We start from the raw sequence: 26,459 nt of genomic DNA, 5'->3' as shown, positions 1-26,459 counted from the left end.
CTAAAGTTTCATCAAAAGTGCGAGGCCACTTTCAACTATCCCCGATGTAACTGCACCACTGAACCGGAACGCTTCGGAGCAACAGCTTCCGAGTGATGTCTCGTCCTGGCACCTTGTGCCTGGATTAAGCTAATCTACTATGATTCGATTAAGCAGCAAGAGCGTAATTAGTTTCGCCAGATAAAATTTTGATAACTGAGATTTAAGTGGAAATTACCGACCCACTGCATGCTTACCTACCATTTCTGCCCGCTGTCAAATCCAGTCAAGCCCATGACTTTGCAACAAGCTGAAAATTCTGCTTTATTGGATGCAAAGATAGAAAATATTTTGGTATCGTTCATCATTCTTTTGCAATTATTATCACTTTACTCCTACCTTCCCCTACCACAACCAGATATAAAAGACAAGAAACATTTTCTAAATAACGAAAAGACATTGGTGAATATTATATCAAAGCATTATCTTTACCGGGCAAATTTATTCTTAACACGAGAAAATACCATGAAGAAACTTTTACTCATTAGCCTGTTTCTAGGAAGTTGTGCTACCCTCCCTGCACAAAAAACATCCAAGATTCCTACTGTTTATAAGCCTGTCCGTACAGAAATGTACTAAAAAGATATCTCCTCCAGCCATCATCACTCCTAATCAAAAGACGTATGTCACTTGTAAAGTGACGAATACCGGCAAACGGGCAGGCAATCAAGGAACTGTCAATCATATTATTGATAATGAATTATCTACTTTCTGGGAAGGGAATAAAGGAGATAGCAGAAGTAAAATTACCTCAACTCAGAAAATAAGAATCAATCAGAGATGCAGAGAGTATGTCAAAGCGCAGAATACAGGCAAAGCGGATTATTCAAAGAATAGAAGTTCGCCCCCGTCCGATTCCGCATAGTCTCTCAACAACGATTGAATCATTCCGGCAGCTTCTTTCAAACCTTCTTTGCCATTATAACCGTTGACAATAGCAAGAATATGGGTAGTATTGATATCCATTTTCGTACGCTCATGGTCACTGGTCGGTGTTCCTATCCCTCCGAAAGAATCACGATACACAGGCAATCCTTCGATATTCAGCACACCGCGTCCGATTCCCTCAAAGGGCTCTCCCGCCTTGCCGATACCCAGTTCAAGGCACGTGCCCTGTATCTTATCCGCATCGAACCCTCCGATAGAATGCCCCGTACGGAGAGAAACGAGATTTATGAGATCTACCAACGTATCAATCTGATATAAAGGAATCCCACGCATCAAACGACGGCGCAAAGCCTCTGCCGACGGGCGATAACGTCCGGGGTCCTTACCACAACGCTTATATGCCTCACGAGTGGCTGCAATCACAGGCTGCCGTTTGATGTCTTCCATCTGCGTTGTGGAAGTCAACTGTTCGGTGAAGGCATTAATTTCACGCCAGAGCCCTTCACTATAAGTTGTGTTTCTGACTTTTGCATATACAGCTGCTCCGGCAAATACCGGACAAGCTTCTTTAATCTCTTGAGAAATGGAAATAGTATACATATTCAATCGATAATAGTTTTTGGCAGTACAAAAATAGATATTTCGCCTCAATATATAACACCGATCCTGTGGTTATTATCTATATTCCACCCAAAAACTCCTCTCTAGAATCGTATTGTTTCTTTTTTTTTAGTAACTTTGCAAAGCTGTAAAGAATAGAGATTCTATATCGCAGCTTTTTACATGTTAAAAAGAGAAAGCGTTTATGCTTTTATCCTAAATATCAAAAGATCGCCAATTTTTTAACAGAAAGGATAAAACAATACGACGTTCTCGCTTTGTTTTGTAGGCTCGTGGCGTCTTGTCACATTCCTATAATTCAGGCGTGGAGGGGAGTGTGTTTACTTTCTGTAGGGCGTTTGGCGATGCCTTGATATTGGTGGCACAATGAAGTTCTCCACGCTTTTTATGTCCTTTTCCATAAGGCCTCTTTTTTAAGTAATCCATCTGAGGAGAACCGGATATACGATTAATCTTAAATGAATATAAGATGAAAAAGGATGTGCATATAGGGAAGCTTATTAAACTAAAGTTATCGGAAAGTAACTTATCCATAGCTGATTTTGCAGAAGCAATTCACAAAACCCGCACCACAGTTTATGACATATTCAACCGGAAGAGTATCGACATCGACCTACTAGTCACCATATCTGAAGTGCTGCAATTCGATTTCATCTCTTATGCTTATAGCAACCGGTCTGAAACATCCTCTCCCGGCACATCCAATAGCTATCTCATCGTTAAAGTGGTGAAGGAATGCGAATTAGAAAAAGAAGAACCTATTTTATTCCGATGCAAATTAAAAACGTAGCAATTTATTGACGCTACCTGTCAGTTCTTTCGACAGATTTTCAAATCTCCATATCATTTACTCGTCTATATTTGCATTCATTATTAATCTTATATAAAATAAACATATTATGATTGGAGTTATTATTGTACTGCTTATCGTTGCCTATGTTGCTTATAAGTTTTTGGGGAACAACGACAATGATTACGTGAAACAACGTATTAAAGGAAGAAATGAGAATCAGAAAAAAGTAATCCGTTATTTCTGTAATGATGACGGCTGTTTCTCTAAAAGAATGAAAGATGAAGAATATGATGCGATGGTACGCAATGTATTGAACAGCATGGACTTCAAACAAAAAGCGCTAAACAAGATCGGTTTGGATGAAAGCGAAGTAAACGAGATCGAGCCAGTCCATTTCGAAGGATGGGTGTTTGGAAAGAAAGCATATGCACGCTTAGGCAAAGACAATATTTACCGCAGCTCAGCCTATCAGGTTTCCTGGTTATTCTTCAGTGCCAATCAGGTATATTTATACCAGTACACATTCAATATGGATGAAGACGGCAAAAAAGAAGCGACAGAAGAATATTTCTACAAAGACATCACTAACTTCTCTACTTCATCAGACACAGAAGAAACGCCACAATACGACCCGAAACAAAAGAAAAATATACTTATCAACGTGGACAGCAACCGCTTTGCACTGACTGTTCCGGGTGACAAGTTCTACTGCTCTATGGAACAGAACGATTATACAGAAAGGGCTATTCAAGGCATGAAGGCTAAACTTAGAGAGAAGAAAGCCTGAGATGTTTTAATAGATAAGTGAGTGACAGAAAAGTGCCTGCTCTCTAAAGAGCAAAAAGAAGCGAGAGAATACTGCCTCTTTCGTCCGTTGGAACGCCCGAAACTTAAATGGAGCAAAGTATTGGGCATTCTGATCGGAGTTGAAATTCTGGTAAGTTCTCTATCATATGCGCTATCTTTATGGAGGGGTACTTTTCTTATTTATTATATTCCGGGCAACTTATTATGTTTCATTTCCACCGGAAAACAAATACTCATAGGCATAGTTAAGTTATATCAACGCTATGCACCCGAAGAAACAAGAAGAAAATGCCTTTATAAACCGACCTGCTCTGAATACGCCATCCTCGCATTGAAAAAGTATGGTCTTGTAAAAGGACTATACAAAATCTACATCCGTTTATTCAAGACATGTCGGGGAATAGAATACGGCATTGATTATCCATAAACTAATACCTAAATTCATATATGGGATTCTTTAATAAACAACGAACAGACGGCCGGACATACGACGGTCAGGGGGAAGAACGAAAAGGATTTATCGATCGTATTTCATTCAATGGAGAAGCAGAAGACATTGTATGGAAGTTCCCGTACGATAATCTTTCCATTGGCACACAATTGATTGTCAATCACAGTCAGGAAGCAATATTCTTGCGTGGTGGTGCGGTATGTGATATTTTTGGCGAAGGTACACATACGCTATCAACCAATAATATTCCGGTTCTCCAAAAATTAATTAATCTACCCTTTGGAGGCAGAACTCCTTTTACAGCAGAAGTCTATTTCGTCAGCAAAACCGTACGTCGTAATCTCAAATTCGGAACAATCAACGCTGTTCCTGTACGCGACCCGCTTTACAGTATCCCCATTCCCGTACGAGCTTTCGGTGAATACGGTATCCGAGTCGTGGACGCTTCAATGTTATTAGGCGAATTGGTCGGTACACTTCATACATTCGACACGGAAAGTATCATAGAGCAATTTAAGTCTGTCGTTTTGCAGCAATTAAACGCCAGTTTCGGACAGTTCGTCAAACAGGAAAGAATCTCCGTAGTAGACTTGCCGGCTTACTCTCCGCAAATGGCACAATACTTACAAAACTGTCTGAAGAGTGAATTTGCGAGGTATGGCATCAGTCTGGAAAACTTTAATCTGGCCAGTATCAATTATGATGAAGGCCATCCGAATGTCCAAAAAGTACTCGAAGCACAAGCCAATGCCGCTGCAGAAATATTTGAAGCGCAAGGACGTGCGCAACGACGCAACATCGAACAATATACTTTCCAGGAAGAACGTCAGTTTGATGTCATGGAGACCGCTGCCGGTAATGAAGGAGGAAGCGGGCAAATGATGGGCGCCGGTATGGGGCTAGGTATGGGAGTAGGTATCGGAGGGGCATTCGGAACTCAGATGGGTAACATTGCCGGAGTGATGACCAGCCAACAGCCGTCTTCTGCCGCAACTCCGCCTCCACCACCTATGCCTGTAACGTATCATGTTCTGGTCAATAACGTACAACAAGGACCTTACGATCTCCCCACATTACAACAAATGGCACAGAACGGAACGCTTACACGTGATACTTACGTATGGAAAAACGGAATGCCGCAATGGACTAAAGCAGGCGAAAGTACCGAACTGCAATCATTATTCAGCGCAGTTCCCCCTCCTCCACCCATTTTATAATCACCCTTAATAAAATCAGGATATGGCAAATTCCAGAATATCTTTTGTATCCAATATTCTTATTCCCATCTTGACGGGTATCATAACGTTAGTATTATTCCTTTTATTCCGCCCGGAAAATGCCGGAGCTTTGTTCTACACCAATATGATATATACGTTACTACTGGAAGGCTTTTTATTCGGCTTTTTGAGTCTGCTACAAAAAGAGAGCAAGAATATTTCAGGAGCATTTTACAGCATTATCAGCGTCGGTGCAATCTACTATATCATATTCGGTAGTGGTTGGATGATAGCTTACTCATTGCTTCTGACCGCTATACTCTCATACAAAGTATATATCGCGGTTCATAGTATCATATTCTTGTTATTTATAATCGTAGGCTCAATAGTCACTCGGACCGATAATAGCTATCACGAAAAGACGGAAGAGCAGACGCAACAGATGAGAAGTATCCGGTTCTACACCGAAAAGATGAACCAATTAGCTTCCAAGTATTTGCAACAAGGGATTGATAAAGATACAGACCTTTCACAATGGGACGGATACAAGGTTCTCGGAACACTCATTACAAAGATAAATCACCTCACTCCTTCCATCTTCCGTAATGATATGGCAGTCAAACAGCTAAGCAATATGCTGGAAAATTGCGAAAAGATTGTTGCTGAGATGGAAGAAGTACCTGATTCGGATTTGAATATGATTGACCGTAAAATGAAACGATTCGCTTCAAATGCAATAGATGAAATAACGCTGTTGCGCAATCTGTCGCGAGGATAAATCACAGAATAACATTATAGATAAAACAATAATCATGGAAATAATATCACTTTCATGCCCCAATTGCGGAGCTCCCGTATCTACCCGACAGAATAACTGCGAGTACTGTCAAAGCCCGGTTATCATCACCTCTTTTACGAACATTGCAGATATGCCTCTGCCGCAAATCAGCAAGTACGCAGACTCATACAAGAAAACATTGGCAGAGAATCCGGACAGCCAGGACCTGAATCTGTCTATCGGCATCTGCTACCTGAGGCTGAAGATGTACGAAAAGGCATCTGCCTCATTCGAAAAAGCGATGGAAGATAACTTTGATAATCCCGAACCATTCTTTCTGGCAGCAGTTTCATTGTTACGAGGAAAAAAACCGTTTGTCACTCTCCGCCCGGTAATCGACAAAATAGAAGAATATCTGAATGCCGCAGTTATGATTGAACCGCGAGCAGTTTTCTATTATTTCATGTCGTATATCAAACAGGATTATTATAACCGGAAATTTTTCAAGACATCACCCACCAGCGAGGAATTGTATGCCACAGCTATCCAATATGGATTGACAGAGACCGATATCCAGTCTTTCCATTCTATGATCGGTATGCCACGCCCCTAACCGCCGGAAGAGGTCAACATGATTCCGGACAAAATACGTCCGGAACGAATCCCTAAACGACGGGCGGAGAAGAACTCGTCACAATGGGTATAAGTGCAGATACCGGACAGTTCTATCTGACTGTCGGGAACGCCAAACGATAATAACTGTATCCGGTTAGCCTCCCACAAATCCAAATGATGTTTTCCGGTTTGCCCGTTCCACGTCGAAATACGGAGCATATCAAAATCTTGTTCTTTGAATGCTTCGTATACTTCTTCACCCACTTCAAAAGACTCCAATGAGATGCTCGGACCTATGCAGGCTATAACATCCTTACCTTCCGTTCCGAAAATACAGTGCATTTTCTCTAAAGTACCGCGAAGGATATGTGCCACTGTTCCCCGCCATCCGGCATGCACCGCCGCAATGGCTTGATGAGTGCGGTCATACATCAAGACAGGCACACAGTCCGCCGTAGAAATACAGATGCAATATCCGGGTTCGGAAGTTATCAGCGCATCGATTCCATACAACGATTTTTCTTTCTGTTCCGGAGATAATCCGGTAAAAGTGTCCTCAATATGCAAAATCTCCGTACCATGTGTTTGCACAGGGACTACCAGCTCAACAAGAGACTGTGGCAATGCTTCCAAAAGTAGCTTTCTGTTAAGGCACACCTGTTCCGGTTCGTCCCCACTGTAATGCGAACAGTTGAAAGACGCATAAGCCCCTTCACTGTACCCTCCCCGCCGGGTAGTTACAAAATGAGAAATGTTGGAATATGAGCTTAGCGACTCATATCCCAACATTCTTTTATCTTCTGTGAGTGAAATCATTTTTCTTCCCAATCTTCTTCTTCGTACTCATAGTCGATGTCCTCGTCATCATCCGCATCTTCCTCATATTCATAAACGATGTCTTCATCCTCGCCCATGTCTTTGAGTTCCTGTTGCAAGCGGGTCACGTCTTTCGGACGGTGGACAATCGCCTCTATCTTGTTACTCTCCTTATTCAGTTCTTCCCAAAGGATGTCTTTCAACACCGAGATTCCCAAACCGGAAACAGAAGAGATGAATACGTGCGGTATGCCTTCGGGCAATGTAGGCTCGATTTCGTCCATCAGTTCCTGATCGAGCATATCGCTCTTGGTAATTGCCAACACCCGTTGTTTGTCCAGCATTTCAGGATTGAATGTACGCAGTTCGTTCAGCAAGATATCATATTCTTTACGGATATCATCACTGTCCGCCGGAACCATAAACAACAACAAGGAGTTGCGTTCGATATGACGCAGGAAACGGAGTCCCAAACCTTTACCTTGACTGGCTCCCTCGATAATTCCAGGAATGTCCGCCATTACAAAAGATTTCCCATCATGATAGGAAACGATACCCAGATTCGGTTCGAGTGTCGTAAACGGATAATCGGCAATCTTCGGTTTGGCAGCCGAAATGGAAGAAAGCAAGGTAGACTTTCCCGCATTCGGGAATCCTACCAGACCGACGTCGGCAAGTAGTTTCAGCTCCATGATAACAGTCATTTCCTGCATCGGTTCTCCCGGCTGCGCAAAACGCGGAGCCTGGCGGGTTGCCGTCTTGAAATGCCAGTTACCTTGACCGCCGCGACCACCTTTAAGCAGAATCACTTCCTGCCCGTCTTCAGTCACATCACAAATGTACTCTCCGGTTTCGGCATTGTAAACAACCGTTCCGCAAGGTACTTCAATTACCTTATCCTCGCCGTCTTTGCCGAAACTACGTCCTTTACTTCCCGACTCTCCATGACCTGCCATCGCATGACGGTCAAACTTCAAGTGTAGCAAAGTCCAGTAATTACGGTTGCCGCGCAAGATGATATGGCCTCCTCTTCCGCCATCGCCCCCATCGGGACCTCCGTTAGGACAATATTTCTCGCGCCTCATGTGCGTAGAGCCTCTTCCGCCCTTACCCGAGCGACAGTATATCTTTACGTAATCAACAAAATTCGATTCAGCCACGTTGGTTAATGATTAATTGGTTAGTGATTTATATTTAAAGAAGACTACAGTCCGTCCACCGCTTCACAGATATCCGCAAAGATACCTTCCATAGTGCCCAGACCGTTGATGTGTTGGTATTTCTTTTCGTTCTTGTACCAGTCAATCAACGGAGCAGTCTGCGAGTGATATACGTGCAGACGTTTCTTGATCGTCTCTTCATTGTCGTCAGCACGGCCGGAGTCCTTACCGCGTTTGATAAGACGTACCATCAGTTCATCCTCTGGAACATCCAAATCGAGCATTACAGAAACATCCTGTCCTCTTTCCGCCAACATTTTCTTTAATGCTTCCGCCTGTGCAATTGTTCTTGGGAAACCATCGAAAATTACACCTTTGCTATCTTTAAAGCTATCAAATACGCTTGCCAGAATATCAATCATCAATTCGTCGGGAATCAATTGGCCTTGATCGATATAACCTTTAGCCGTTTTACCTAGTTCTGTGCCGTTCTTGATTTCAGCACGCAATACATCTCCGGTTGAGATGTGATTGATTCCATACTTTTCTACAATACGTTCGCTCTGCGTCCCTTTACCGGAACCCGGAGCACCGAAAATTACAATGTTCAACATCTTTTTTACCTAAAAAATTAATTTGTATTTGAATTTAGTCTACTACTGTATAAATGTCGGGATAGTTACGTCCGAAGCCGTCATAGTCCAGACCGTATCCCACGATAAAGTCATTCGGTATCTCCATCGCTACATACTCGATGTTGAGGTCTACCTTCAACTTCTCCGGCTTCACCAGCAGAGAAGCGATGTGAATTTCCTGCGGATTGCGTGTACCTAATGTATCCAGCAGACGTTGCATGGTGAGCCCCGTATCCACAATATCTTCTACAATGACAACCGTACGTCCGGCAATGTCTTCATTCAAGCCGATTACCTCTTTGATAACTCCTGTGGAAGTTACTCCCTGATAAGAAGCCAGCTTCACGAATGAGATCTCACAAGGAATCGTAATATGCTTCAATAGGTCAGCGGTAAACATAAAAGAACCGTTCAACACACTAAGGAAAAGCGGATTCTTACCTGCCAAATCGCGATTGATTTCGTTCGCTACACGAATCACTTCTTTCTGAATATCCTGTTCCTTAATAGAAACGGTAAACTGTTTGTCTTTTATCTGAATGGTATCCATAACCGGTTATTTTAAAAAAGTTGTCGCAAAAATACAATTTTTATTCTACTTAGTGAAATCTATATGAACGTTTTTATAAAGAAGCGAGGAGATGTGCTCTTGCAAACATACCTCCTCGCCCTGACTTGTTATATTACAAATATCTTATTAATCATCTATATTTTCATAGGTAATTGATAAATTGGGAATTCCAATTTCAGCCGCAGCATTGCCGCAATCTATTGACAACACATTGTTATTCATCACTGCTGTAACAGTATAAGTCTGATAAATTAACTCTCCTGTTGTTTCATCTTGACTAACAGGGAACTGAAATGAATCAGGGATCTTTTTCGATATTTTTCCTATCTTATTCAACAAGAATGCTAAAGAAGCATCTTCTTTACTATAAATAAGATTCGGCAAATGGATTGCGATAGCAGGATCAATTGTATTAGGCACAGTCAATATAGAAGTCTCTCCATAAGTATAATGTACATCGCCGACAAAATTAAAATCTTCCAAGTTACCGTCCGCATTATACGCAAATGTCAGATTCATACCTTCATAGAAATCTCCAGGATTTGTAACAGAAGACAAATAATCACCTTCATAGCTCCAAGTATTAAATTCTTCCGTTTCATCATACTTATCGGCAGCGGTAGCTTTTACTATTTTACCGTCTTGCAATGTGTAAACTAAATTTTCCTTCGTATCATCCAGACTAATTGCCGTTATCGTATTTCCTTCATACTTAAACTCACGGTTTAAAAGCTTATCATCTGTCGTAGCGCTGACCAAACGTCCTTCCGCATCATATCCTAATTCAAGAAGTAAAAAGCCCATTTCTCCCATATCCATATTAATAGATTTTACTCTCATAGCCTTTTGCACCTTCAGCACAACATTCTCCAATTTCCAAGAATTGGCTCCACGAACCAGATTTACGGTATATTCTCCTTCGGGACAGTCAGTCGGCAAAGTGAATGTCAATCCATCAGCAGTAACCGTAACTTCGGAAATTTCAATAGCTTCTGCTCCTTCTGCTTTCAACACAATCTTATCGCCGTCCGCATATCCGCTACCTCCAAGCGTCACTTCGCTTCCTGGACTTACCTCTTCATTGGACAACGAAGGACTCGTAATCGGACTGTCCGCATCCGTCAAAGTGATAGAACCAAGTGTCCACTCGTTTCCGCTTTGTGTCAATATCACATTATAAACTCCTGCTACTAACGACATAGGGACAGTAAATGTAACTCCTGCATTAGAAAAAGCAGCATCTATTGCTGTTTTCTCTTTAGAAGAGTTCTCTAAATACAAGCTAATACCAGAAGCCGTAAATCCTGTACCTCTAATAATAACCTCACCACCAACTTCTGCTATAGCAGGGATACTCACACCGCTAACTGGAAGTTGTGGAGTTGGATCACCATCATCATCAGATGAACATGCTGTAAATGTACCGATCACTGTACATACCATCAACATCAATAACCAGATTTTTTTCATAACCAGTAAATTTTAAATTAGTAATTAGTTGTACAAATATTTGTAAAGTATATCAAAATATTCTCATACAGATTTTTATATTAATCCAACAAATTTAGATACCTTCCAAAGTATTCAATATACGCTCTGTATCATCTGATGAAGGACGTAACATATCATTGTTTATAATCTTTCCTTCCTTATCCAAAAGCAAGAAACGGGGAATTCCCTCAATATTGTATGCTCTTTGGAAAGAGCTTCCACGACCGATAAGCAACTGAACACCGGACAAATCTCCACTTTTTACTTTTGCCTCCCACTTTGCCTTATCATGATCTATCGAAAGACTCAAAAAAGTAATATTCTTCCCCTCAAACTTTGACTCCAACTTTTTTAGGAAAGGTAATTCCCTCTGACATGGACCACACCAAGTAGCCCACAAGTCTATATAAAGATACTTTCCTTTAAAATCAGCTAGAGAATAAGACTTTCCATTTATATCAACCGCCTGAAAATCCGGAGAAGGCTTACCGGGAGAAGACAAATTCCATTTCTCATATTTATCCTGATAATCTGCCAAAAGCACAGTATCCTTCACATAAGTATGATAAATATTTTCCAAATCTGTAATATTCTTAATACCAAACCTTTCTACATATTCCGCAGCCAGACTGTTCAGCAACACTTCTTTGACTCTTTCATTCTTGAAATTATCTGCAATGTATCGCATTTGAGCAACGGTTTTCGGATAATAGTCGGTAACTTCCCGATTAGGAGTATCAAGTATATGAGACAGTTCCACAACAAAGTCACGGTACTCATCCATATCCAGCCAATCCTCATCTTCCACCATATACTTCCGGAGAGTATCGTAATAAGCCTCATCCGGGCGATAAGTACTATCTTGCGTCATCATAATATGTCCCATCGGATACATGACTACTCCTGTTCCATAAGAATAATGAATACGCGCCGCCTCCATTTTGTTAAAATTACCAATGTCATCCAGTCCGCGAACATTCAGCAATTTATATGCTTCCTGTTCTTTCTGCTCTACTTTCTGCATATACTCATTCAGAGGAAGAGCATACGTTTCATCCGACAACGACGTGAGTGTAACAGTATTCAGATAATCAATTACTGGTGCCTTTTCACCTTCAAACTTAAACGTTCCGACATAATCATTGCCATCAAAAGTAATGTGTACACGATCTCCTTTTTCCAAATATATTTTCCGTTCGTTCTGGCCATAGAACAAATTAGCATATAAAGCATTTACACCGGAAATTGTATCCGCTCCATATCCCTGCTCATTCAGAGGAACTGAATTTATCGTTCTATGATACACCAATACAACTTCGGTAGCTGTAGGATTCTTAACATCAAATGTAACCACAATGTTATCCGGTTTACCGGAAGAGGTACAAGCACTTATCAAACCGGCCAACAACACTACAAATAAACAATTTCTCATATATTTCCTTTTTAGTAAAAATTTAATTATTCCTTTCACGATAGGTAGCGTCTACGATTCGAGCAAACCCAGTATACTTTTCCGGTGTAACAGAACTGAAATCACCTTCAGACTCCAATCCTTCATAAACCCGTAATATTCCCTTTCCAGCACCATCTACACTTCCTACAACCAAATCATATGAACGAGAGGCATTGGCACTTTCCCGATAAAGATTAAATTTGAGGCAAGTAATAGTTTCCCCATTCAATGCAAATTGCCGTTCTGCTTCCAAAGGTGAAACAGATAAGTCGACCCGGTAAACCGTATTGTCCACAGCATAATACATATAATTTTTCAAAGAGCTAAAAGCATACAAAGTGCCCTCTTCCCCTATTCCCGTACAACCGGACAAGTCACCATAATAGGATTTTCCCAACACATAAGTGCAATCTGCATATAAAAGTAAATCCCCCAACTGAATGCCATAAAGATAAGACCTGCCATCCTTAGTCAGAATAGTATAAGTTGTCCCCATTTTGGCATTACCCGGATCATATTTCGTATTCTCCATATAAACATAATCATACCCTTCAGGATAATCATAAGACACACTATGCACCACTCCATTATCACCTTTAAAACTGGTAGCTATTTCTTCCATTTTATCCATCGTTACCAAAGGTTCAAGACTACCTAAATCTTCATAAGCCATCATCGGACAATACGCCATAAAACATTTATTAGTCGTATCATACAGTAAATACACAGCTACATACATTGATGCTGCCACATTCGCCCCCACGTAGGGAGCTACATCAAAAGTCTTATTCACCACACTCTGATACAGACCATCTATCCCCATCCCCCTTTCACAGTAATAGGCTTCTTTACCACTGACAATCATTTTACCCAAACCAGCAGCAGTAATAGAATAAGGACGCAAAGATGCACCGTTTGCAGCTGCTTCATAAGCGAAATTATATTCTTCCTTCCACTCGAAATTATTCTTTCCCAAACGAGTAGCTCCATCATCTGTCAACAAGTAAAAAGGAGACTGGGCATCCGTCATTGTCGATGAAAGAGATTGAATCTTTCGCGGACCTTTCCATTGAGAGATTTCACTATAATTTTTCAGAAGATCAAAGTATGTATCTCCTGTAACCTTAGAAACCATATCCAAACGTGCACGTCCTTCTTCATCTGAACAAAGCACCATCCAACCTTCAGAAGTAGTATCGCTGACAGTCAAAGTATAATTTTTTTGCCAATATATGCCCGTATCCTTCTCCGTCACCGTAAAATACAGGGTGTATACATCAGCGTTCAAAGTTACTTCATAGTCCAAATTGCGAGTATTGCCAATCACAGTTTCCACTTCATTCTCTATATCCTGATTGATTACCTTCCACTCAAATTCATACCTGTCGTCAGGAAGAGCAGAAGTACCAAAATCCGGTGTCAATTGTAACCGGTTATGAGTCAAGACAGAAATATTATCATCCACTCCGGAAATTTCAAGTTCTGTCAGATTACGGTAATCATAATTTCCTTTATCTTCCGTACAAGCCACCAATAGAAAGCCTGCTACCAGAATCCTCCATAAATTATTATACAAATTCTTCATCATATCAGTTCTTTTTAAACGTCAAAGGGTCTCCATTTCCATCAAAGGCATTTTCATCAAACTCTTCACCTGCATTCTTCTTTTCCTCTTGTTCCTTCACATACTGAGTCATTTCCGAACTAATATATACCTGCATGGCAAAGGTCATTACCGACACGTCATTAAAATCAGCCGGTGCAACATCCAGCACATCACATATCAATTCAAACTTCTGTTGCGAAAATGCTCCTAACAGATTTTCTTCCCATGCTACAGGAGCAGAGGTAAACATATCTGAAAATATAATACGGTAGCGCAAGGTAGATACTGTATCTCCTCCAGCTTGTATCTCTTCCGTTACAGGAAGTGCAAAATAGTCGTTCGCACGAAGCTCCATATAAATAGTCTTTTTCATTGTTTTCAAAGATTCCGTGCGTTTTAGAGTAACTATATAATTTATACCTGAAGCTCCGGCCGGTATCTCTACCTTATCCGACAACACATAATCCGTTCCCTCTACAGCATTTTCGGAACTAACACGGATATCTACCGGGCGGGACTCATCTACAGGACGTCCCAACAACTGGATTTTCACAGGAATTTCCATATCATCTCCATTCTCGTAGACAAAAGTAACATCTATGCTATCCTGCAAAGCACTCGCAGAAGAACGGTTATTAAAATAAATACCGCTAATATTCTGAAAAGTACCGGGCTCGCGTTCGTCACAGGCCGACAGACCAATCAGCAGGCTAAGAAAAACCACGATATATCTATTTTTCATTTTCATCATACATCTTATTTTGTTCATTTAAAAGCATTTACTTTCAATTTTCTGTTTCCGAATCAGGAAGAGGGACTACGAATATCTGATCACTTGCTTCCGGATTTTTACTAGATACGGACGAGAATAAAACAGGTCTATACAATCTCTTATAGAGATAAAAGAGTTGCCCTTCACCGTATAGCTCACGTATATATTCATACACAAGCAAATCTTGGGTCAATGATGAAACAGTAGTTACCCCACGATTCCGTCGCAACGTATTGACATAACTGGAACCTGCCGTCAAAGAAGTAGACTGGCTCTCGGCTGCAATAAGATACATCTCACCTATACGTAACATTGGAATCATTGTATTTTCTATTTTTCCAGTATCCTCCATATCCGCATATTTATAGAAATACCTGTTAGAACCTGAAGCCACCCAATTCACTCGATAACGGTAGTCGTCCTGGTTGCCTCCGGTAGCTGTGCCTCCGAAAATGAGATTATTCATCAGATCATTATCCATTCTGAATACATAGTTAGGAACACGAGTCGGGTCAAAATAATTTTTAAACAATTGGTTACGGCTTGCATGAGAGAGAGCAAAGATCACTTCAGAAGAGAAAATACGGTCCGGATCATCCGGTGAACCAGTAACCAGTTTTTTATCTACAAACGGAAAAATACCGCTATCTACCGCTTTTATGATTTCCGTAGAATAGTTGAATGCTTTCTTTCTTGCACTTCCACCTTCCTCATCATTGCTACTTGCATACAGACAAACACGTGCTAATAATCCTGTCACCGCATAATAATTCATCCGTAAAGCACGATAGCGCAAAAAGTTAGAATTCTGATTTACATCTCCACTCATCATCGTACCCTCCGTCTTTACCGGATCATTCACTAATAAGATTCGCGCTTCCTCTAGGTCGGTTATTACCTTTCGAATCACTTCTGAAGCAGGAAGCTGTTCTTCCGGCAAATTGGTCTGCGCTGTATAATAGGGGATACTCAGCTTATCTTTATTGCGTGAATACACCGGGCCAAACAGTCGAAGCATGTCAAAATGTAGCATAGCCCGCAGGGCAAGTGCTTCTCCGCGTATAATATTATAATTATCACCGGTAAAAAGAGATGTCCTGCTCTCCATATTCTCAAGAATCTCATTACAATTCAAGATCATCGCATACGCTTCATTCCACGTCTCGCTCAGTCTTCCACGCCAATATTCCGTTTCATATTGATAGTCGGCAAGATCTTTGTAATTTCCCCACACGGAATTGTCCGTCCCTATTGTATAAGCACCTCCCATTATTTCAATCATTTCCACAGTCAAAGCGCATCCGTATAGCTTGTCATTATTCAATTCCACATATACGCCATTCAATAATTTTTGGAATCCCTCCTCCGTAGAGAACAGTTCGTCATCCGATATCTTATCATAAGGCTTCACATCCAACCAGTCACTACAGCCACATAGCAGAAAGCAACCGAGCAACATACCTGTATATATTTTATTCTTCATAACTCATTCGTTTTTATAAGTTTTCTCTTCCATTGTTTAAAAGGTGGCACCGATAGACAAAGAGATCGTTCGTGCAAAAGGATAATCAATTCCACGTTCCGCCTTAACGGTAGACCAACGGAATATATCATTCATATTTGCCTGTAAAGATAAAGCTGCCAAACCTAGCTTCTTGACAAATCCTTGATTGAACTCATAGCCCAGACTGACAGACTCGCAAGTCAGTGTGTTTTCATCCATCACAAAACGAGAAGATTTCTCAGTAGTCTGCACCATAGATATACCTTTGAACTGCGCTTCACGGTTGGACTCCGACCAACGATTGTATAGCGCACGCTTATCTTGATTGTTGTACACTTCTTCTGTACCTATATTCTCTACCTTGTCGAAAAGAGAAGTGTTGAATAACTGCCCGCCTATTTGATAACGGAAAAAACAGCTGAGTGAAAAGCCTTTATAATAGAATGTAGTCCCGAACAATCCTTCTATATCAGGTTCCGTATCTCCTACCACTACTTCGTCATTCACATCATAGGAAAAAGAATATGTACCATCCTTCTTTATAAAGAGCTCTTTACCGGTAGCCGAATCTATTCCGGCAGACCGCACAGCCCAGATAGCTGTAGGACTTCCCCCGTCATAATAACGGGTAGTACCCGCCAATGAAGCCTGTCCGCTCTTATTCAAAGCACTAAAAGAGTCACCGATATTGGCATATTTCGAACGAGAGTGCGTTGCATTCACGCTCAAATTCCAATTGATTCCCTGTTCCGGCAGATAAATAGGAGAAAACTTCAATGTAGCTTCCCAACCTTTTGTTTTTTGCATACCGGCATTCATTGTCAGGCTTGTCACTCCCATAGAACCCGGAGTCGTGATGACAGCCAGCAACGGATCAGTATTCTTCCAATAATAATCCAAAGTCACATTGATCCGGTTATTCCACATCGTAATATCAGTACCGATATTATAATTGATTGTTTCCTGCCATCCCAAGTCTTTGTTTCCCAATGCATTCAGAATCACACCTGTTCCGAATACATTCGTCATCCAGCCATTGAACTTGTAAGTCGAGAATGCCTGATAAGCGGCAAAATTCTGGTTTCCCGGGTTTCCGACAGAAGCTCTCAGCTTGAGAAGTTGAAAGAAATCTTTATCTCTGAGGAACTTCTCATTATGAATATTCCAACCAAGCCCGACAGACCATGTATTCCGAAAACGGTTATCCGTGCCGAACATAGACGCGCCATCACTACGATAATTAAAATCAAGCAAGTAGCGATTATCATAAGCATAACCGCCATTGATATAAAAACTTGCCGCACGTTTCTCCGTCCGACTGTAATCCGGACTTTCCCCGTTTGGATAGCTATTGGCAAAAGATGGAGAATCAAACTGATCATCCGTAAAACCATTGGCTGAGAATCCATAATTTTCTCTTTTGGTACTGCTAAAATTGAATCCGGCCACAGCATTAACCATGTGTTTATCGGCAAATAAACGACCAAATGTAGCGGCCAGATCCCCTTCATATACTAATCCTTTGGTTTGTGTGTGCGTATATAACCCTTTCTCCGTATCACTTACATCATCAAACTGTGAATGTAACGGAGACAAACGGACATCCGACGTATCATCCGATTTCGTCAGGCCGAATTTGGCTCTTAAACGAAAATCATGTGTAGCAAACCACTCGATGATAAAATTGTTGGTAAATCCAAATTCCTGCCCTTTATTATAATTGTTCAGATGAGCGTTCCATAACGGATTGGAAACAGAAGAATCATTTATGCCATCCTCCGGATAGTACAGGTATTTTTCTATCTCACCTGCCGAATTATATTTCCGGTAATAAGGATTCGCCTGTGCATATTCCGAGAAGGAAACAGTTGGGTCGACCGTCTCCAAATAATCAATTGTCAGCTTATTGCTGAACTGAAATTTTCCCGTACGATATATCAAATCGATATTTCCTCCAATCGTTTGGCGTTCGGATTCTTTCATTACCCCATTCACATGACCTATGCTTAATCCTATTCCATAACGTATCTTTTCTTCACCACCTTCTGCATAGATATTGTGTTTGTGCGTAAACCCGTTACGTACCGGTTCTTTCAGCCAATAAGTATCTACTCCTCTTTCTATTTCCTTCAGCCGCTCGTTCCGCAAGCTATTTAAACGCAACTGATTGGAAGGACTGTTGGTGTTGTCCTCATATACTCCTGCCAATGTTTCAAACTGTAACTTTTCACGGGCATTCATCAGGTTATAGTCAGACAAGTCGGCTATATCTACTCCAAAATCTCCTTTATACGAAAGCTGAAGACGTCCCTTCTCCGGTGTTTTAGTTTCAATTACCACTACTCCATTGGAAGCTTTCGAACCATAAATAGCCGTAGAGGCAGCATCTTTCAATATCGTAACAGAAGCTACACGGTTCATATTCAGGTTCATTACAGTTTCCAGCGTAGTCTCGAATCCATCTAAAATAAACAACGGCTGGTTGGGATCTGTACCATATTCTTCCTTCAACCCTACTACACTGCTCTTTCCCCGTATCTCGATATCCGGCATTTGATTAGGATTGGAACCGAACTGATTATTTTCCATGATCTTAAAAGAAGGATCGAGTGTCCGCAAACTTTGCAAGACATTCTGCGAACCTACCGATTTCAACTCTTCCCCCTTAAATGTTGTGGAAGAACCTGTAAAACTTTCTTTTTTACGTTGATAGATTCCCGTAACCACCACATCTTTAATCTCCTGCAACTGTTGTTGCATTACGATATTTGCAAAAGATGAAGCATTCTTTCCGTTAAAATGTCTCGTAATCTTTTCATAACCGACAAAAGAGAAAGTTAGGTCGCAGCCTTCTACCGGTAACTTTATACTGAATTCTCCATTCAGATCCGTGGTCGTGCCGGACATTCCCGGTCCTGTTCCTCCTACTATTACCGAAACTCCGATCATCGGAGATCGGTCACTTCCATCAATAATCCGTCCTTTAAGTTCCATTTCCTTCTCTTCTTCCCGCAGTTCCTGTTTTCCGGAAGCAGGTCGCGGAACAATAATGATAGTACGATTCTCAACCTTAAAAGTGAAATTTGTACCGGACAGAATTTCTTGAAGTGCCTGTACCAAAGAAATATTATGATAATTAGCTGTTATCCTCTTCGGACATTCCGACAATTGTTTTGAATTATAAAAAAATTCATACCCTGTGACAGCACTCATCTTCTTCAATGCTTCCGCCACTGTCGCTTTTTTCAGCTCCACACTTACCGTTTGAGCATACACAGTACGACAACAGACTGAAAACACAAGAAATATAAGCCCTATCTTCCAATCAATGTGAATAAAACTTTTCTTCCTTTTCATACTCTTATCTCATTCTTTTTATATTGTTGTATCTCTCATCTCAACCAGAGCACCCCATTCTCAACCTCACAGACAACCCCATTGGTTTCCTCCATCAGGCGAGTAATATAGTCAACGCCACGTTCATAACTGATTTTCCCGGAAAAGGAATAGTTTCTCAATCGCTCGGCAACCTTTATTTCAACCCCATATACCCTTGAAAGGCGTTTTGCCAAGTCCGGAAGAGTTTCATCCTCAAAGTAAATCCAGCCATCCTTTCATGCCGCAAAAGCCGAAGCGTCTACTTGTGCCACCTTCATATCTCCAGACACACAATCGAAGCTCACTTGTTGATCAGGAGATAAGATGACAGGTTCTTTCCCCTCCTCTACCTGATAACTGATTTTTCCCGTTACAAGCGTAGTGAAATGTTTACTATTTTCCGGATAGGCATTTATATTAAAGCTAGTTCCCAATACCTGTACAGACTCCTGATTACCAGTTTCTACATAAAACGGACATTTCTCATTACGACTGACTTCAAAAAACGCCTCTCCCGTCAGTCTCACCCTACGTTCTTTCTTACCTTCAAACGAAGCAGGATACTCCAATGTAGAAGAAGCATTCAGCCATACTTTCGTACCGTCCGACAGAGTCATCTGAAAGTGACGTCCGGCAGGAACTTCTAGTTTCAAGATACGCTCACTTGCCAACGCCAGCTTTTTACCGGCAGCAGTTTGTAGAGCCACATCATCTGCTGTATTCAGCTCAATACGTGCTGCACTGTCAAGGGACATAACAACCTCATTCCCCATCTTTAATATAACTTGATCATCAGATATAGTGACCCCCATATCCTGTAACTGCGCAATGGCAGTAGAAACCTGTTCCGACGGAATAAGTGTCCGAAAAATCAAAACGCCCGTAATCAATGCCGCAGCAATACTACCGGCTGTCAATATACGAAACCTGCGTTTTATACGAAGTTTTCTCTGAATCCGACCTTGCAAGTCTTTAAACCCCTGATCGGCTATAAAAGGATCTTCCTGAGAATCGGGCAACTGCTTCCACAATTGTTCCAGCAGTTCATCGTCTTGTTCACCTATCTCCCGGTGCGGGATATCGTGTTTTGTATCCATATATAATGAAATTTACTCATTATATATAATACTGCACCTGATGAATTTACGTATCCGGTTCGATATTTTTTTTGAGAAAAGGTTATTTTTTCTTGATTTCCTTCCGTAACTTCTTCTTTACTTTATATAAAATAGTCTCAACTGTACGGATAGATATTGATAGTTCATCAGCAATAACTGCATTTTTCTTTTCTTCCCAATAACTCATTTGAAGTACTTTGCGGCTCTGTTCCGGCAGACGTTCTATGGCAGGAATCAACAATTCGTTTCTTTGTGAAGAAACAGGCACTTCCTCCCAATCCATCATTTGTTCCTCCATAGCTTTTTCTTCACGGGCCCTCCGTATTTCTTCCGCTTTAATCAATCTTAATGAATTATTATGAACCGCTCTTAACAGATAATTCCGTAATGATTTCGTGTCATCCAACGATTTACGATTTAGCCAAATAGCCATGAAAGCATCTTGCACCACTTCATAAGCCGCATCGGTATCTTGTAAAATATTTGTTGCATAAGTACGCAGCAAACCACTATATGCTTTATACACAGCCTCAAAAGCCGTTGAATCTCCTTTTTTCAACGCTTTTACAATCCGGCTGTTATCTGATAAATCATATAGTTTTGCCATAAGCTATTTGCTCTTAATTAAAGAAATCAAGAGCAAAGTTAATAAAAAATCATTTCGGCATATATATTATGTTAGTTTTTTCTATCCTATAAAAGAAATAGTATAATAAAATGAGGCAATCACTTTCTTTTTGTCACATTGTCTACATATAATACCTTATTCTACTCCGTGCATCATCTTCTGTAATTTCTTCGACAGCAAGAACAGAATCAGTGAGGCGACGCCCGACATTACCACAAATACCATAAAGAAATCGTACATCGTCGCAATCTGGAAGCCCAGAATGGTCTTTACTTTTCCATCTTCGGGATAAAGGCCGCTCAACATACCGGCAAATTTGTTGGCGGTGGCAGTGGAAAGATACCATATACCCATCATCAGGGAAGCAAAACGCAACGGACTCAGTTTGTTCACCATAGAAAGCCCGATAGGCGACAGGGCAATTTCACCCATAGTGTGGATAAAGTAAAGTCCCGTCAGCCAAATCATACTTACTTTCACTCCCGGAACCGCATCTTTCACTCCGAAACAGATGAAAAGATATCCCAAAGAGAGTAGCAGGAGGCCGATAGCCTGCTTAGTAGGGGAAGAAGGTTCCATTTTCCGTTTGTTCAGGAAACTCCATACTCCCGGCATGATGTAAGCCAGTACAACGACGAAAAGCGGATTAAAGGATTGAAACCAGGAAGCAGGCATTTCCCAACCTAAAATATCGCGGTTGGTCTGTTCGGAGGCAAAAAGGGTCAGAGAAGCTCCCGCCTGTTCATAGGCAGCCCAGAAGAAAATCACAAAAAAGGCAACGATATAAATGACAAAAATACGGCTACGCTCTATCTTTGTCAACGAACCATCCAACAGAATAAGTACCGGAAAAACGATGCAAGCCGTGAAAATACCGACACTAATCCAGTCGCCTGTGAATATGTAGCCAAAGAATGCCAATAGAACAGCAGCCAAGACAGTTATTATTATGAGATTGCGTATTTTTGTCCGTGCGTCCATCTTCGGGTGAGAGATGTGATCGGCCTCATCTTCTTTCTTCTCACGTTTTGCATCAGGAATGATACCGATAGCTTCGCCGGATGGAGAGAAAAGATATTTATTCTTTTGGGTCTCAAAAAGTACGACGGTAAATAGCGTCATGATTCCGGCTGCCAGAAATCCCCATTTAAAATCATGTGGATCACCGGTATCTCCCAAGTAACCGCAAATCAACGGAGCAGCAAAAGAACCGACATTCACTCCCATATAGAAAATGGTATATGCCGCATCCAACCGTTTGTCGCCCGGCTCGTAAAGCTGCCCAACCAGCGATGATACCGTCGGCTTAAAGCAACCGTTACCCAGAATCAAAAAGCCGAGTCCGCCATACATCAGCCAATGTGCTAGTTCGGTATTATTCAATGTGGAAGCACTCATAAACATCAGGAACTGCCCGACGGCCATCATCACCGCACCCCAGAACACTGAACGGCGAATGCCCCAATATTTATCGGCTATATATCCGCCAATCAACGGAGTCAGATAAACCAATCCGGTATAGCTGCCGTAAATAGACGCGGCCGCTTCTTTATCAAACAATAAAGCTTGAGTCAGAAAGAGAATGAAAATCGCACGCATACCGTAGTAGCTGAAGCGTTCTGCCGTGCTTGTTGCAAAAATCAGGTAAAGGCCTTTAGGATGCCCTTTCAATGCGCTCATGAGTTTATTTTTTAGTAGTTTATGGAGCGCAAAGGTACAAAAAACTAAATAAAATGCCTTAAAAAAGTTACTCTCTATTGAATGTAAACTTACTAACGATAGGTTATAAAGTTCTTTTCTACTATTCCTAAACTATAAACGAAGCTTGCGTTTATAAAAACGAAGGCTTTGATTATATAAACGAAAGTTTCATTTATATAATCAGAGGCTTCGTTTATAGTTTTATTACTGATAAAAGAAAGTTTATTACCTATACAAAAGAACTTTATATCCCGTAGAAAAAACTTATCGACCTATATTCTGCCGGTCGTCTACCTACAATAAATGTGTTTTCTTCCTATAACAAACCGGAAAAGTCAGAAGAATCATGTACATTTGTGGGTAAAAAACTAAAAAAGAACATCACAATGAAAATATTTCCAAGCAGCAGTATCAAGAAATTGGATGCTTATACCATTGAGCACGAACCGATTGCATCAATTGACCTGATGGAACGTGCGGCAACAGTACTGACAAAAGCCATCACAGACAGATGGAGCACGGATACCCCCGTCACCGTTTTTGCCGGACCGGGAAACAATGGCGGAGACGCGTTAGCCATAGCCCGCATGATGGCTGAAAAAGGATATAAGACAGAAGTATACCTCTTTAATACTAAAGGAAATCTTTCACCCGACTGCCAGACGAACAAGGAATTGGTGGAGATGATGGAAGAAGTTACATTCCACGAAATCAGTACGCAGTTCGTACCGCCGACTCTGACATCGGAACATTTGGTGATCGACGGGCTATTCGGGTCGGGACTGAACAAGCCGTTAAGCGGAGGTTTCGCTGCCGTAGTAAAATACATCAATGCTTCTCCCGCCACAGTCGTTGCCATCGATATTCCTTCGGGGCTGATGGGAGAAGAGAACACATTCAACGTGAAAAGCAATATCATCCGTGCAGACGTTACTTTCAGCCTGCAGCTACCGAAACTTGCCTTCCTCTTTGCCGAAAATACAGAGTTTGTCGGTGAATGGGAATTGTTGGATATCCAATTGAGCGAAGAAGGAATCGAAGAAACGGAGACAAACTACGAAATGCTAGAGATAGAAGAAATCCGTTCACTTATCAAGCCACGCAAACAGTTTGCACACAAAGGGAACTTCGGTCACGCACTGCTGATAGCAGGGTCAAAAGGAATGGCGGGAGCCTCCGTACTTGCCGCCCGCGCCTGCCTCCGTTCCGGCGTAGGATTACTGACCGTACATGCCCCGATATGCAATTATGATATTTTGCAAATGTCCGCACCGGAGGCTATGGTAGAGACGGACGCCAGCGAAAACTATTTCGCCGTGCCGACCGACACCGATGATTACCAAGCAGTCGGCATAGGTCCGGGACTGGGACGGAACGAGGAAACAGAAGCTGCCCTGATAGAGCAACTGGAACATTGCCAGACTCCCGTAATATTGGACGCCGATGCACTGAATATCCTTGCCAATCATCGCCATACACTCACACATCTGCCGAAAGGCTCTATCCTCACTCCCCACCCGAAGGAACTGGAACGCCTGACCGGCAAATGTCAGGATTCTTACGAGCGATTGACGAAGGCTTGTGAGCTTGCCCATACCGCCCATGTTCACATCGTTCTAAAAGGTGCCTACTCCGCCATCATTACTCCCGAAGGCAAATGTTTCTTCAATCCGACCGGAAATCCGGGAATGGCAACCGGAGGTAGCGGCGATGTGCTGACAGGAGTGATTCTGGCGCTGCTCACACAGGGCTACTCCAGTGACGAAGCTGCCAAAATAGGTACGTACATTCACGGATTGGCAGGAGACATCGCACAGAAGAAACAAGGTATGACCGGGCTGATTGCAAGTGATATTATCACCTGCCTGCCCGCAGCTTGGCGGCTTGTAAGCGAATAAAAGTTAAGAACTTAGTGTTTATTTCAATAACTTCATTAACTTTGTTTTCAAAACAGTTAAAAAAGAACCGAATATGAAAAAACTGATTATAGCGGCGGGTCTGCTGATGACGACTTCCGCCTACGCACAGACCGAAGTATTGACAGGAGTCACTCGTGGAAAAGACTACGGAGTGGTATATAGTCTTCCTAAAACTCAAATAGAGCTTGAAATAAAAGCGAATAAAGTGAAGTATACTCCGGGTGAATTCAGTAAGTACGCCGACCGCTATTTACGGTTGAACAACGTCTCTACCGATCCCGAAGTGTATTGGGAACTGGCAAGCGTAAAAGTGAAATCCGTAGGAGTGCCCAATGGCGACGCTACTTACTTTGTGAAATTGAAAGATAAAACGGTAGCTCCTCTTATGGAACTGACTGAGGATGGTATCGTAAAGTCCATCAACGTGCCTTACAGCCAAAACAGTTCTGCAAAGAAGAATACTCCGACCGCTCCTGCCGGGCAGATGAGCGCCAATCCCCGCGACTTCTTGACCGAAGAGATTCTGATGGCAAACTCCACCGCTAAGATGGCGGAACTGGTAGCCAAAGAAATCTATAATATCCGTGAAAGCAAAAACGCATTATTACGCGGACAGGCCGACAATATGCCGTCGGACGGCGCACAGCTCAAAATCATGATAGACAATCTGAACTTGCAGGAAGAAGCCATGACAAAAATGTTCTCCGGCATACGGGAAAAAGAAGAAAAGACATTCACCGTACGCCTTACACCGGATAAAGAGTTCAGTAATGAAGTGGCTTTCCGCTTTTCCAAGAAACTGGGCGTGGTTGCCAACAACGATTTGGCAGGAACTCCGTTCTATATCAGCTTGAAAGACTTGAAAACGGTAAAAATACCGCAAGAAGACGGAAAGAAGAAAAAAGACTTGGAAGGAATCGCTTACAATGTACCCGGACAGGCATTGGTTACACTGACCGACGGAAAGAAGAAACTTTATGAAGGTGAACTTCCTGTCACTCAGTTTGGTATAATAGAGTATCTGGCTCCGGTTCTATTCAATAAGAACTCGACTATCAAAGTGTACTTTGACCCGAATACCGGAGGATTGCTTAAAGTGGATAGAGAAGAAGGAAAATAGAAGGAACACGTTATCCATATAATTTTCTTCTCTTTACTCAATCGACTTCATTAACTTTATAAATCCGTCTTTCTGCATCTGAGAAAGATAGATAGGGATATTCAGTAAATGTTCCTCTTTCTAAAAAATCAAGAGAAAAGCTCACGTAAAGCAAAGCTTTTCTCTTGATTTTTTCGTTCAACTCTCCCAGTCTTCTATCTTTTTTGTAGAATATTGTTTACATATTCTTGTTTTTTCCTTCCCACCCATGCATTATGTACATGTCTTTTTTAGGGGAAGTTAAAACCTCTCCTGTTTTTCCTGTTATTTTAGTCAGATTATGCTGCCTTTTCTTTTTTTCTTTTCGACCTTTTCTATCATACATACCGCATTGGCTGT

Annotated in this window: 24 protein-coding genes and 1 other RNA gene (1 of these 25 running past the window's edge); 9 read left to right on the top strand and 16 right to left on the bottom strand. The window is 41.6% G+C overall.

Features of this window, described 5'->3' with window-relative positions; genetic code table 11:
- Positions 1-273: a transfer-messenger RNA gene (gene ssrA / locus BACFIN_RS22135) on the bottom strand; it reaches 450 nt to the left of the window's first position.
- Between ssrA and BACFIN_RS22130 the strand changes: the two genes are divergently transcribed.
- A complete protein-coding gene (locus tag BACFIN_RS22130; protein ID WP_007757973.1) occupies positions 274-618 on the top strand; it encodes a hypothetical protein in 345 nt (114 codons plus the stop codon).
- 243 nt (positions 619-861) lie between these two features.
- Here the strand turns inward: BACFIN_RS22130 and BACFIN_RS01095 are convergent, their stop codons facing one another.
- Positions 862-1,527 (bottom strand): B3/B4 domain-containing protein, encoded by a 666-nt coding sequence (locus BACFIN_RS01095; protein ID WP_007757971.1) that lies wholly within the window; start codon positions 1,525-1,527, stop codon positions 862-864.
- A gap of 490 nt (positions 1,528-2,017) precedes the next feature.
- On the opposite strand from BACFIN_RS01095, the gene BACFIN_RS21315 reads away from it, so the two are divergent.
- From BACFIN_RS21315 to BACFIN_RS0220280, 6 genes are all read left to right on the top strand, one after another.
- Positions 2,018-2,338 carry a helix-turn-helix domain-containing protein gene (locus BACFIN_RS21315; RefSeq protein ID WP_007757968.1) on the top strand — a complete coding sequence of 107 codons (321 nt, stop codon included), beginning with the start codon at positions 2,018-2,020 and terminating at the stop codon, positions 2,336-2,338.
- A 109-nt stretch (positions 2,339-2,447) separates the two neighbouring features.
- On the top strand, positions 2,448-3,128 hold the full coding sequence (locus BACFIN_RS01100) for a hypothetical protein (RefSeq protein WP_007757967.1): 681 nt from the start codon (positions 2,448-2,450) through the stop codon (positions 3,126-3,128).
- Positions 3,129-3,149: 21 nt separating this feature from the next.
- Entirely contained in the window at positions 3,150-3,575 is a 426-nt protein-coding gene (gene yidD / locus BACFIN_RS23925) for a membrane protein insertion efficiency factor YidD (RefSeq protein ID WP_007757966.1), read from the top strand.
- Positions 3,576-3,595: 20 nt separating this feature from the next.
- Positions 3,596-4,816, top strand: a complete 1,221-nt coding sequence (locus BACFIN_RS0220285; protein ID WP_007757965.1) for an SPFH domain-containing protein — start codon at positions 3,596-3,598, stop codon at positions 4,814-4,816.
- Between the two features lie 22 nt (positions 4,817-4,838).
- The gene (locus BACFIN_RS01105; protein WP_007757963.1) at positions 4,839-5,594 is read left to right on the top strand and encodes an MFS transporter; all 756 of its coding nucleotides are present in this window, start codon (positions 4,839-4,841) and stop codon (positions 5,592-5,594) included.
- Between the two features lie 34 nt (positions 5,595-5,628).
- Positions 5,629-6,207, top strand: coding sequence for a zinc ribbon domain-containing protein (locus BACFIN_RS0220280; RefSeq protein WP_022275465.1), 579 nt, complete (start codon positions 5,629-5,631; stop codon positions 6,205-6,207).
- Here the strand turns inward: BACFIN_RS0220280 and pgeF are convergent.
- The 14 genes from pgeF to BACFIN_RS01165 form a co-directional block, all read right to left on the bottom strand.
- On the bottom strand, positions 6,204-7,025 hold the full coding sequence (pgeF, locus tag BACFIN_RS01110) for a peptidoglycan editing factor PgeF (RefSeq protein ID WP_007757961.1): 822 nt from the start codon (positions 7,023-7,025) through the stop codon (positions 6,204-6,206). The genes BACFIN_RS0220280 and pgeF overlap by 4 nt on opposite strands.
- Positions 7,022-8,185 (bottom strand): GTPase ObgE, encoded by a 1,164-nt coding sequence (gene obgE / locus BACFIN_RS01115; protein WP_022275467.1) that lies wholly within the window; start codon positions 8,183-8,185, stop codon positions 7,022-7,024. Before obgE ends, pgeF begins: the two co-directional genes overlap by 4 nt.
- A 44-nt stretch (positions 8,186-8,229) precedes the next feature.
- Positions 8,230-8,799 carry an adenylate kinase gene (locus tag BACFIN_RS01120; protein WP_007757959.1) on the bottom strand — a complete coding sequence of 190 codons (570 nt, stop codon included), beginning with the start codon at positions 8,797-8,799 and terminating at the stop codon, positions 8,230-8,232.
- 34 nt (positions 8,800-8,833) lie between these two features.
- A complete protein-coding gene (gene hpt / locus BACFIN_RS01125) occupies positions 8,834-9,370 on the bottom strand; it encodes a hypoxanthine phosphoribosyltransferase (RefSeq protein ID WP_007757958.1) in 537 nt (178 codons plus the stop codon).
- A gap of 147 nt (positions 9,371-9,517) precedes the next feature.
- Positions 9,518-10,861 (bottom strand): hypothetical protein, encoded by a 1,344-nt coding sequence (locus BACFIN_RS01130; RefSeq protein ID WP_007757956.1) that lies wholly within the window; start codon positions 10,859-10,861, stop codon positions 9,518-9,520.
- Between the two features lie 94 nt (positions 10,862-10,955).
- Positions 10,956-12,314 (bottom strand): TlpA family protein disulfide reductase, encoded by a 1,359-nt coding sequence (locus BACFIN_RS01135; protein ID WP_032839970.1) that lies wholly within the window; start codon positions 12,312-12,314, stop codon positions 10,956-10,958.
- Between the two features lie 22 nt (positions 12,315-12,336).
- Entirely contained in the window at positions 12,337-13,923 is a 1,587-nt protein-coding gene (locus tag BACFIN_RS01140) for a PKD-like family lipoprotein (protein WP_007757953.1), read from the bottom strand.
- 1 nt (position 13,924) lies between these two features.
- Positions 13,925-14,692, bottom strand: a complete 768-nt coding sequence (locus tag BACFIN_RS01145) for a DUF4843 domain-containing protein (RefSeq protein WP_007757951.1) — start codon at positions 14,690-14,692, stop codon at positions 13,925-13,927.
- A gap of 34 nt (positions 14,693-14,726) precedes the next feature.
- Positions 14,727-16,196 (bottom strand): RagB/SusD family nutrient uptake outer membrane protein, encoded by a 1,470-nt coding sequence (locus tag BACFIN_RS01150; RefSeq protein WP_007757948.1) that lies wholly within the window; start codon positions 16,194-16,196, stop codon positions 14,727-14,729.
- A 36-nt stretch (positions 16,197-16,232) separates the two neighbouring features.
- Positions 16,233-19,574, bottom strand: a complete 3,342-nt coding sequence (locus BACFIN_RS01155; RefSeq protein ID WP_007757944.1) for a SusC/RagA family TonB-linked outer membrane protein — start codon at positions 19,572-19,574, stop codon at positions 16,233-16,235.
- Positions 19,575-19,609: 35 nt separating this feature from the next.
- Complete coding sequence (locus tag BACFIN_RS23530; RefSeq protein ID WP_262479251.1) at positions 19,610-19,819, bottom strand: DUF4974 domain-containing protein; 210 nt, start codon at positions 19,817-19,819, stop codon at positions 19,610-19,612.
- A 12-nt stretch (positions 19,820-19,831) separates the two neighbouring features.
- Positions 19,832-20,692 carry a FecR family protein gene (locus BACFIN_RS21085; protein WP_007757941.1) on the bottom strand — a complete coding sequence of 287 codons (861 nt, stop codon included), beginning with the start codon at positions 20,690-20,692 and terminating at the stop codon, positions 19,832-19,834.
- A gap of 82 nt (positions 20,693-20,774) precedes the next feature.
- Positions 20,775-21,320 carry an RNA polymerase sigma-70 factor gene (locus BACFIN_RS01160; protein WP_007757939.1) on the bottom strand — a complete coding sequence of 182 codons (546 nt, stop codon included), beginning with the start codon at positions 21,318-21,320 and terminating at the stop codon, positions 20,775-20,777.
- A 156-nt stretch (positions 21,321-21,476) separates the two neighbouring features.
- Positions 21,477-23,021 (bottom strand): peptide MFS transporter, encoded by a 1,545-nt coding sequence (locus BACFIN_RS01165; RefSeq protein ID WP_007757937.1) that lies wholly within the window; start codon positions 23,019-23,021, stop codon positions 21,477-21,479.
- 407 nt (positions 23,022-23,428) lie between these two features.
- On the opposite strand from BACFIN_RS01165, the gene BACFIN_RS01170 reads away from it, so the two are divergent.
- Entirely contained in the window at positions 23,429-24,940 is a 1,512-nt protein-coding gene (locus tag BACFIN_RS01170) for a bifunctional ADP-dependent NAD(P)H-hydrate dehydratase/NAD(P)H-hydrate epimerase (RefSeq protein ID WP_032839969.1), read from the top strand.
- A gap of 73 nt (positions 24,941-25,013) precedes the next feature.
- A complete protein-coding gene (locus tag BACFIN_RS01175; RefSeq protein ID WP_007757933.1) occupies positions 25,014-26,081 on the top strand; it encodes a DUF4831 family protein in 1,068 nt (355 codons plus the stop codon).
- The last annotated feature ends 378 nt before the right edge of the window (positions 26,082-26,459 follow it).

Origin of the sequence: Bacteroides finegoldii DSM 17565, from assembly GCF_000156195.1 — a bacterium.
Taxonomy (GTDB): domain Bacteria; phylum Bacteroidota; class Bacteroidia; order Bacteroidales; family Bacteroidaceae; genus Bacteroides; species Bacteroides finegoldii.
The sequence above is the reverse complement of the archived record's forward strand: the minus strand, read 5'-3'. Positions and strand labels throughout refer to the sequence as shown.

Bases quoted from the DNA above. Each gene is read 5' to 3' on its own strand.
- BACFIN_RS01165 (WP_007757937.1), bottom strand. From the start codon at position 23,021: ATGAGCGCATTGAAAGGGCATCCTAAAGGCCTTTACCTGATTTTTGCA.
- BACFIN_RS22130 (WP_007757973.1), top strand. From the start codon at position 274: ATGACTTTGCAACAAGCTGAAAATTCTGCTTTATTGGATGCAAAGATA.
- BACFIN_RS01155 (WP_007757944.1), bottom strand. From the start codon at position 19,574: ATGAAAAGGAAGAAAAGTTTTATTCACATTGATTGGAAGATAGGGCTT.
- BACFIN_RS01175 (WP_007757933.1), top strand. From the start codon at position 25,014: ATGAAAAAACTGATTATAGCGGCGGGTCTGCTGATGACGACTTCCGCC.
- BACFIN_RS01135 (WP_032839970.1), bottom strand. From the start codon at position 12,314: ATGAGAAATTGTTTATTTGTAGTGTTGTTGGCCGGTTTGATAAGTGCT.
- BACFIN_RS01160 (WP_007757939.1), bottom strand. From the start codon at position 21,320: ATGGCAAAACTATATGATTTATCAGATAACAGCCGGATTGTAAAAGCG.
- BACFIN_RS01145 (WP_007757951.1), bottom strand. From the start codon at position 14,692: ATGATGAAAATGAAAAATAGATATATCGTGGTTTTTCTTAGCCTGCTG.
- BACFIN_RS01100 (WP_007757967.1), top strand. From the start codon at position 2,448: ATGATTGGAGTTATTATTGTACTGCTTATCGTTGCCTATGTTGCTTAT.
- BACFIN_RS01140 (WP_007757953.1), bottom strand. From the start codon at position 13,923: ATGATGAAGAATTTGTATAATAATTTATGGAGGATTCTGGTAGCAGGC.
- pgeF (WP_007757961.1), bottom strand. From the start codon at position 7,025: ATGATTTCACTCACAGAAGATAAAAGAATGTTGGGATATGAGTCGCTA.
- BACFIN_RS0220285 (WP_007757965.1), top strand. From the start codon at position 3,596: ATGGGATTCTTTAATAAACAACGAACAGACGGCCGGACATACGACGGT.
- BACFIN_RS21315 (WP_007757968.1), top strand. From the start codon at position 2,018: ATGAAAAAGGATGTGCATATAGGGAAGCTTATTAAACTAAAGTTATCG.
- BACFIN_RS01170 (WP_032839969.1), top strand. From the start codon at position 23,429: ATGAAAATATTTCCAAGCAGCAGTATCAAGAAATTGGATGCTTATACC.
- BACFIN_RS0220280 (WP_022275465.1), top strand. From the start codon at position 5,629: ATGGAAATAATATCACTTTCATGCCCCAATTGCGGAGCTCCCGTATCT.
- BACFIN_RS21085 (WP_007757941.1), bottom strand. From the start codon at position 20,692: ATGGATACAAAACACGATATCCCGCACCGGGAGATAGGTGAACAAGAC.
- BACFIN_RS01130 (WP_007757956.1), bottom strand. From the start codon at position 10,861: ATGAAAAAAATCTGGTTATTGATGTTGATGGTATGTACAGTGATCGGT.
- BACFIN_RS01150 (WP_007757948.1), bottom strand. From the start codon at position 16,196: ATGAAGAATAAAATATATACAGGTATGTTGCTCGGTTGCTTTCTGCTA.
- BACFIN_RS01120 (WP_007757959.1), bottom strand. From the start codon at position 8,799: ATGTTGAACATTGTAATTTTCGGTGCTCCGGGTTCCGGTAAAGGGACG.
- BACFIN_RS01095 (WP_007757971.1), bottom strand. From the start codon at position 1,527: ATGTATACTATTTCCATTTCTCAAGAGATTAAAGAAGCTTGTCCGGTA.
- hpt (WP_007757958.1), bottom strand. From the start codon at position 9,370: ATGGATACCATTCAGATAAAAGACAAACAGTTTACCGTTTCTATTAAG.
- BACFIN_RS01105 (WP_007757963.1), top strand. From the start codon at position 4,839: ATGGCAAATTCCAGAATATCTTTTGTATCCAATATTCTTATTCCCATC.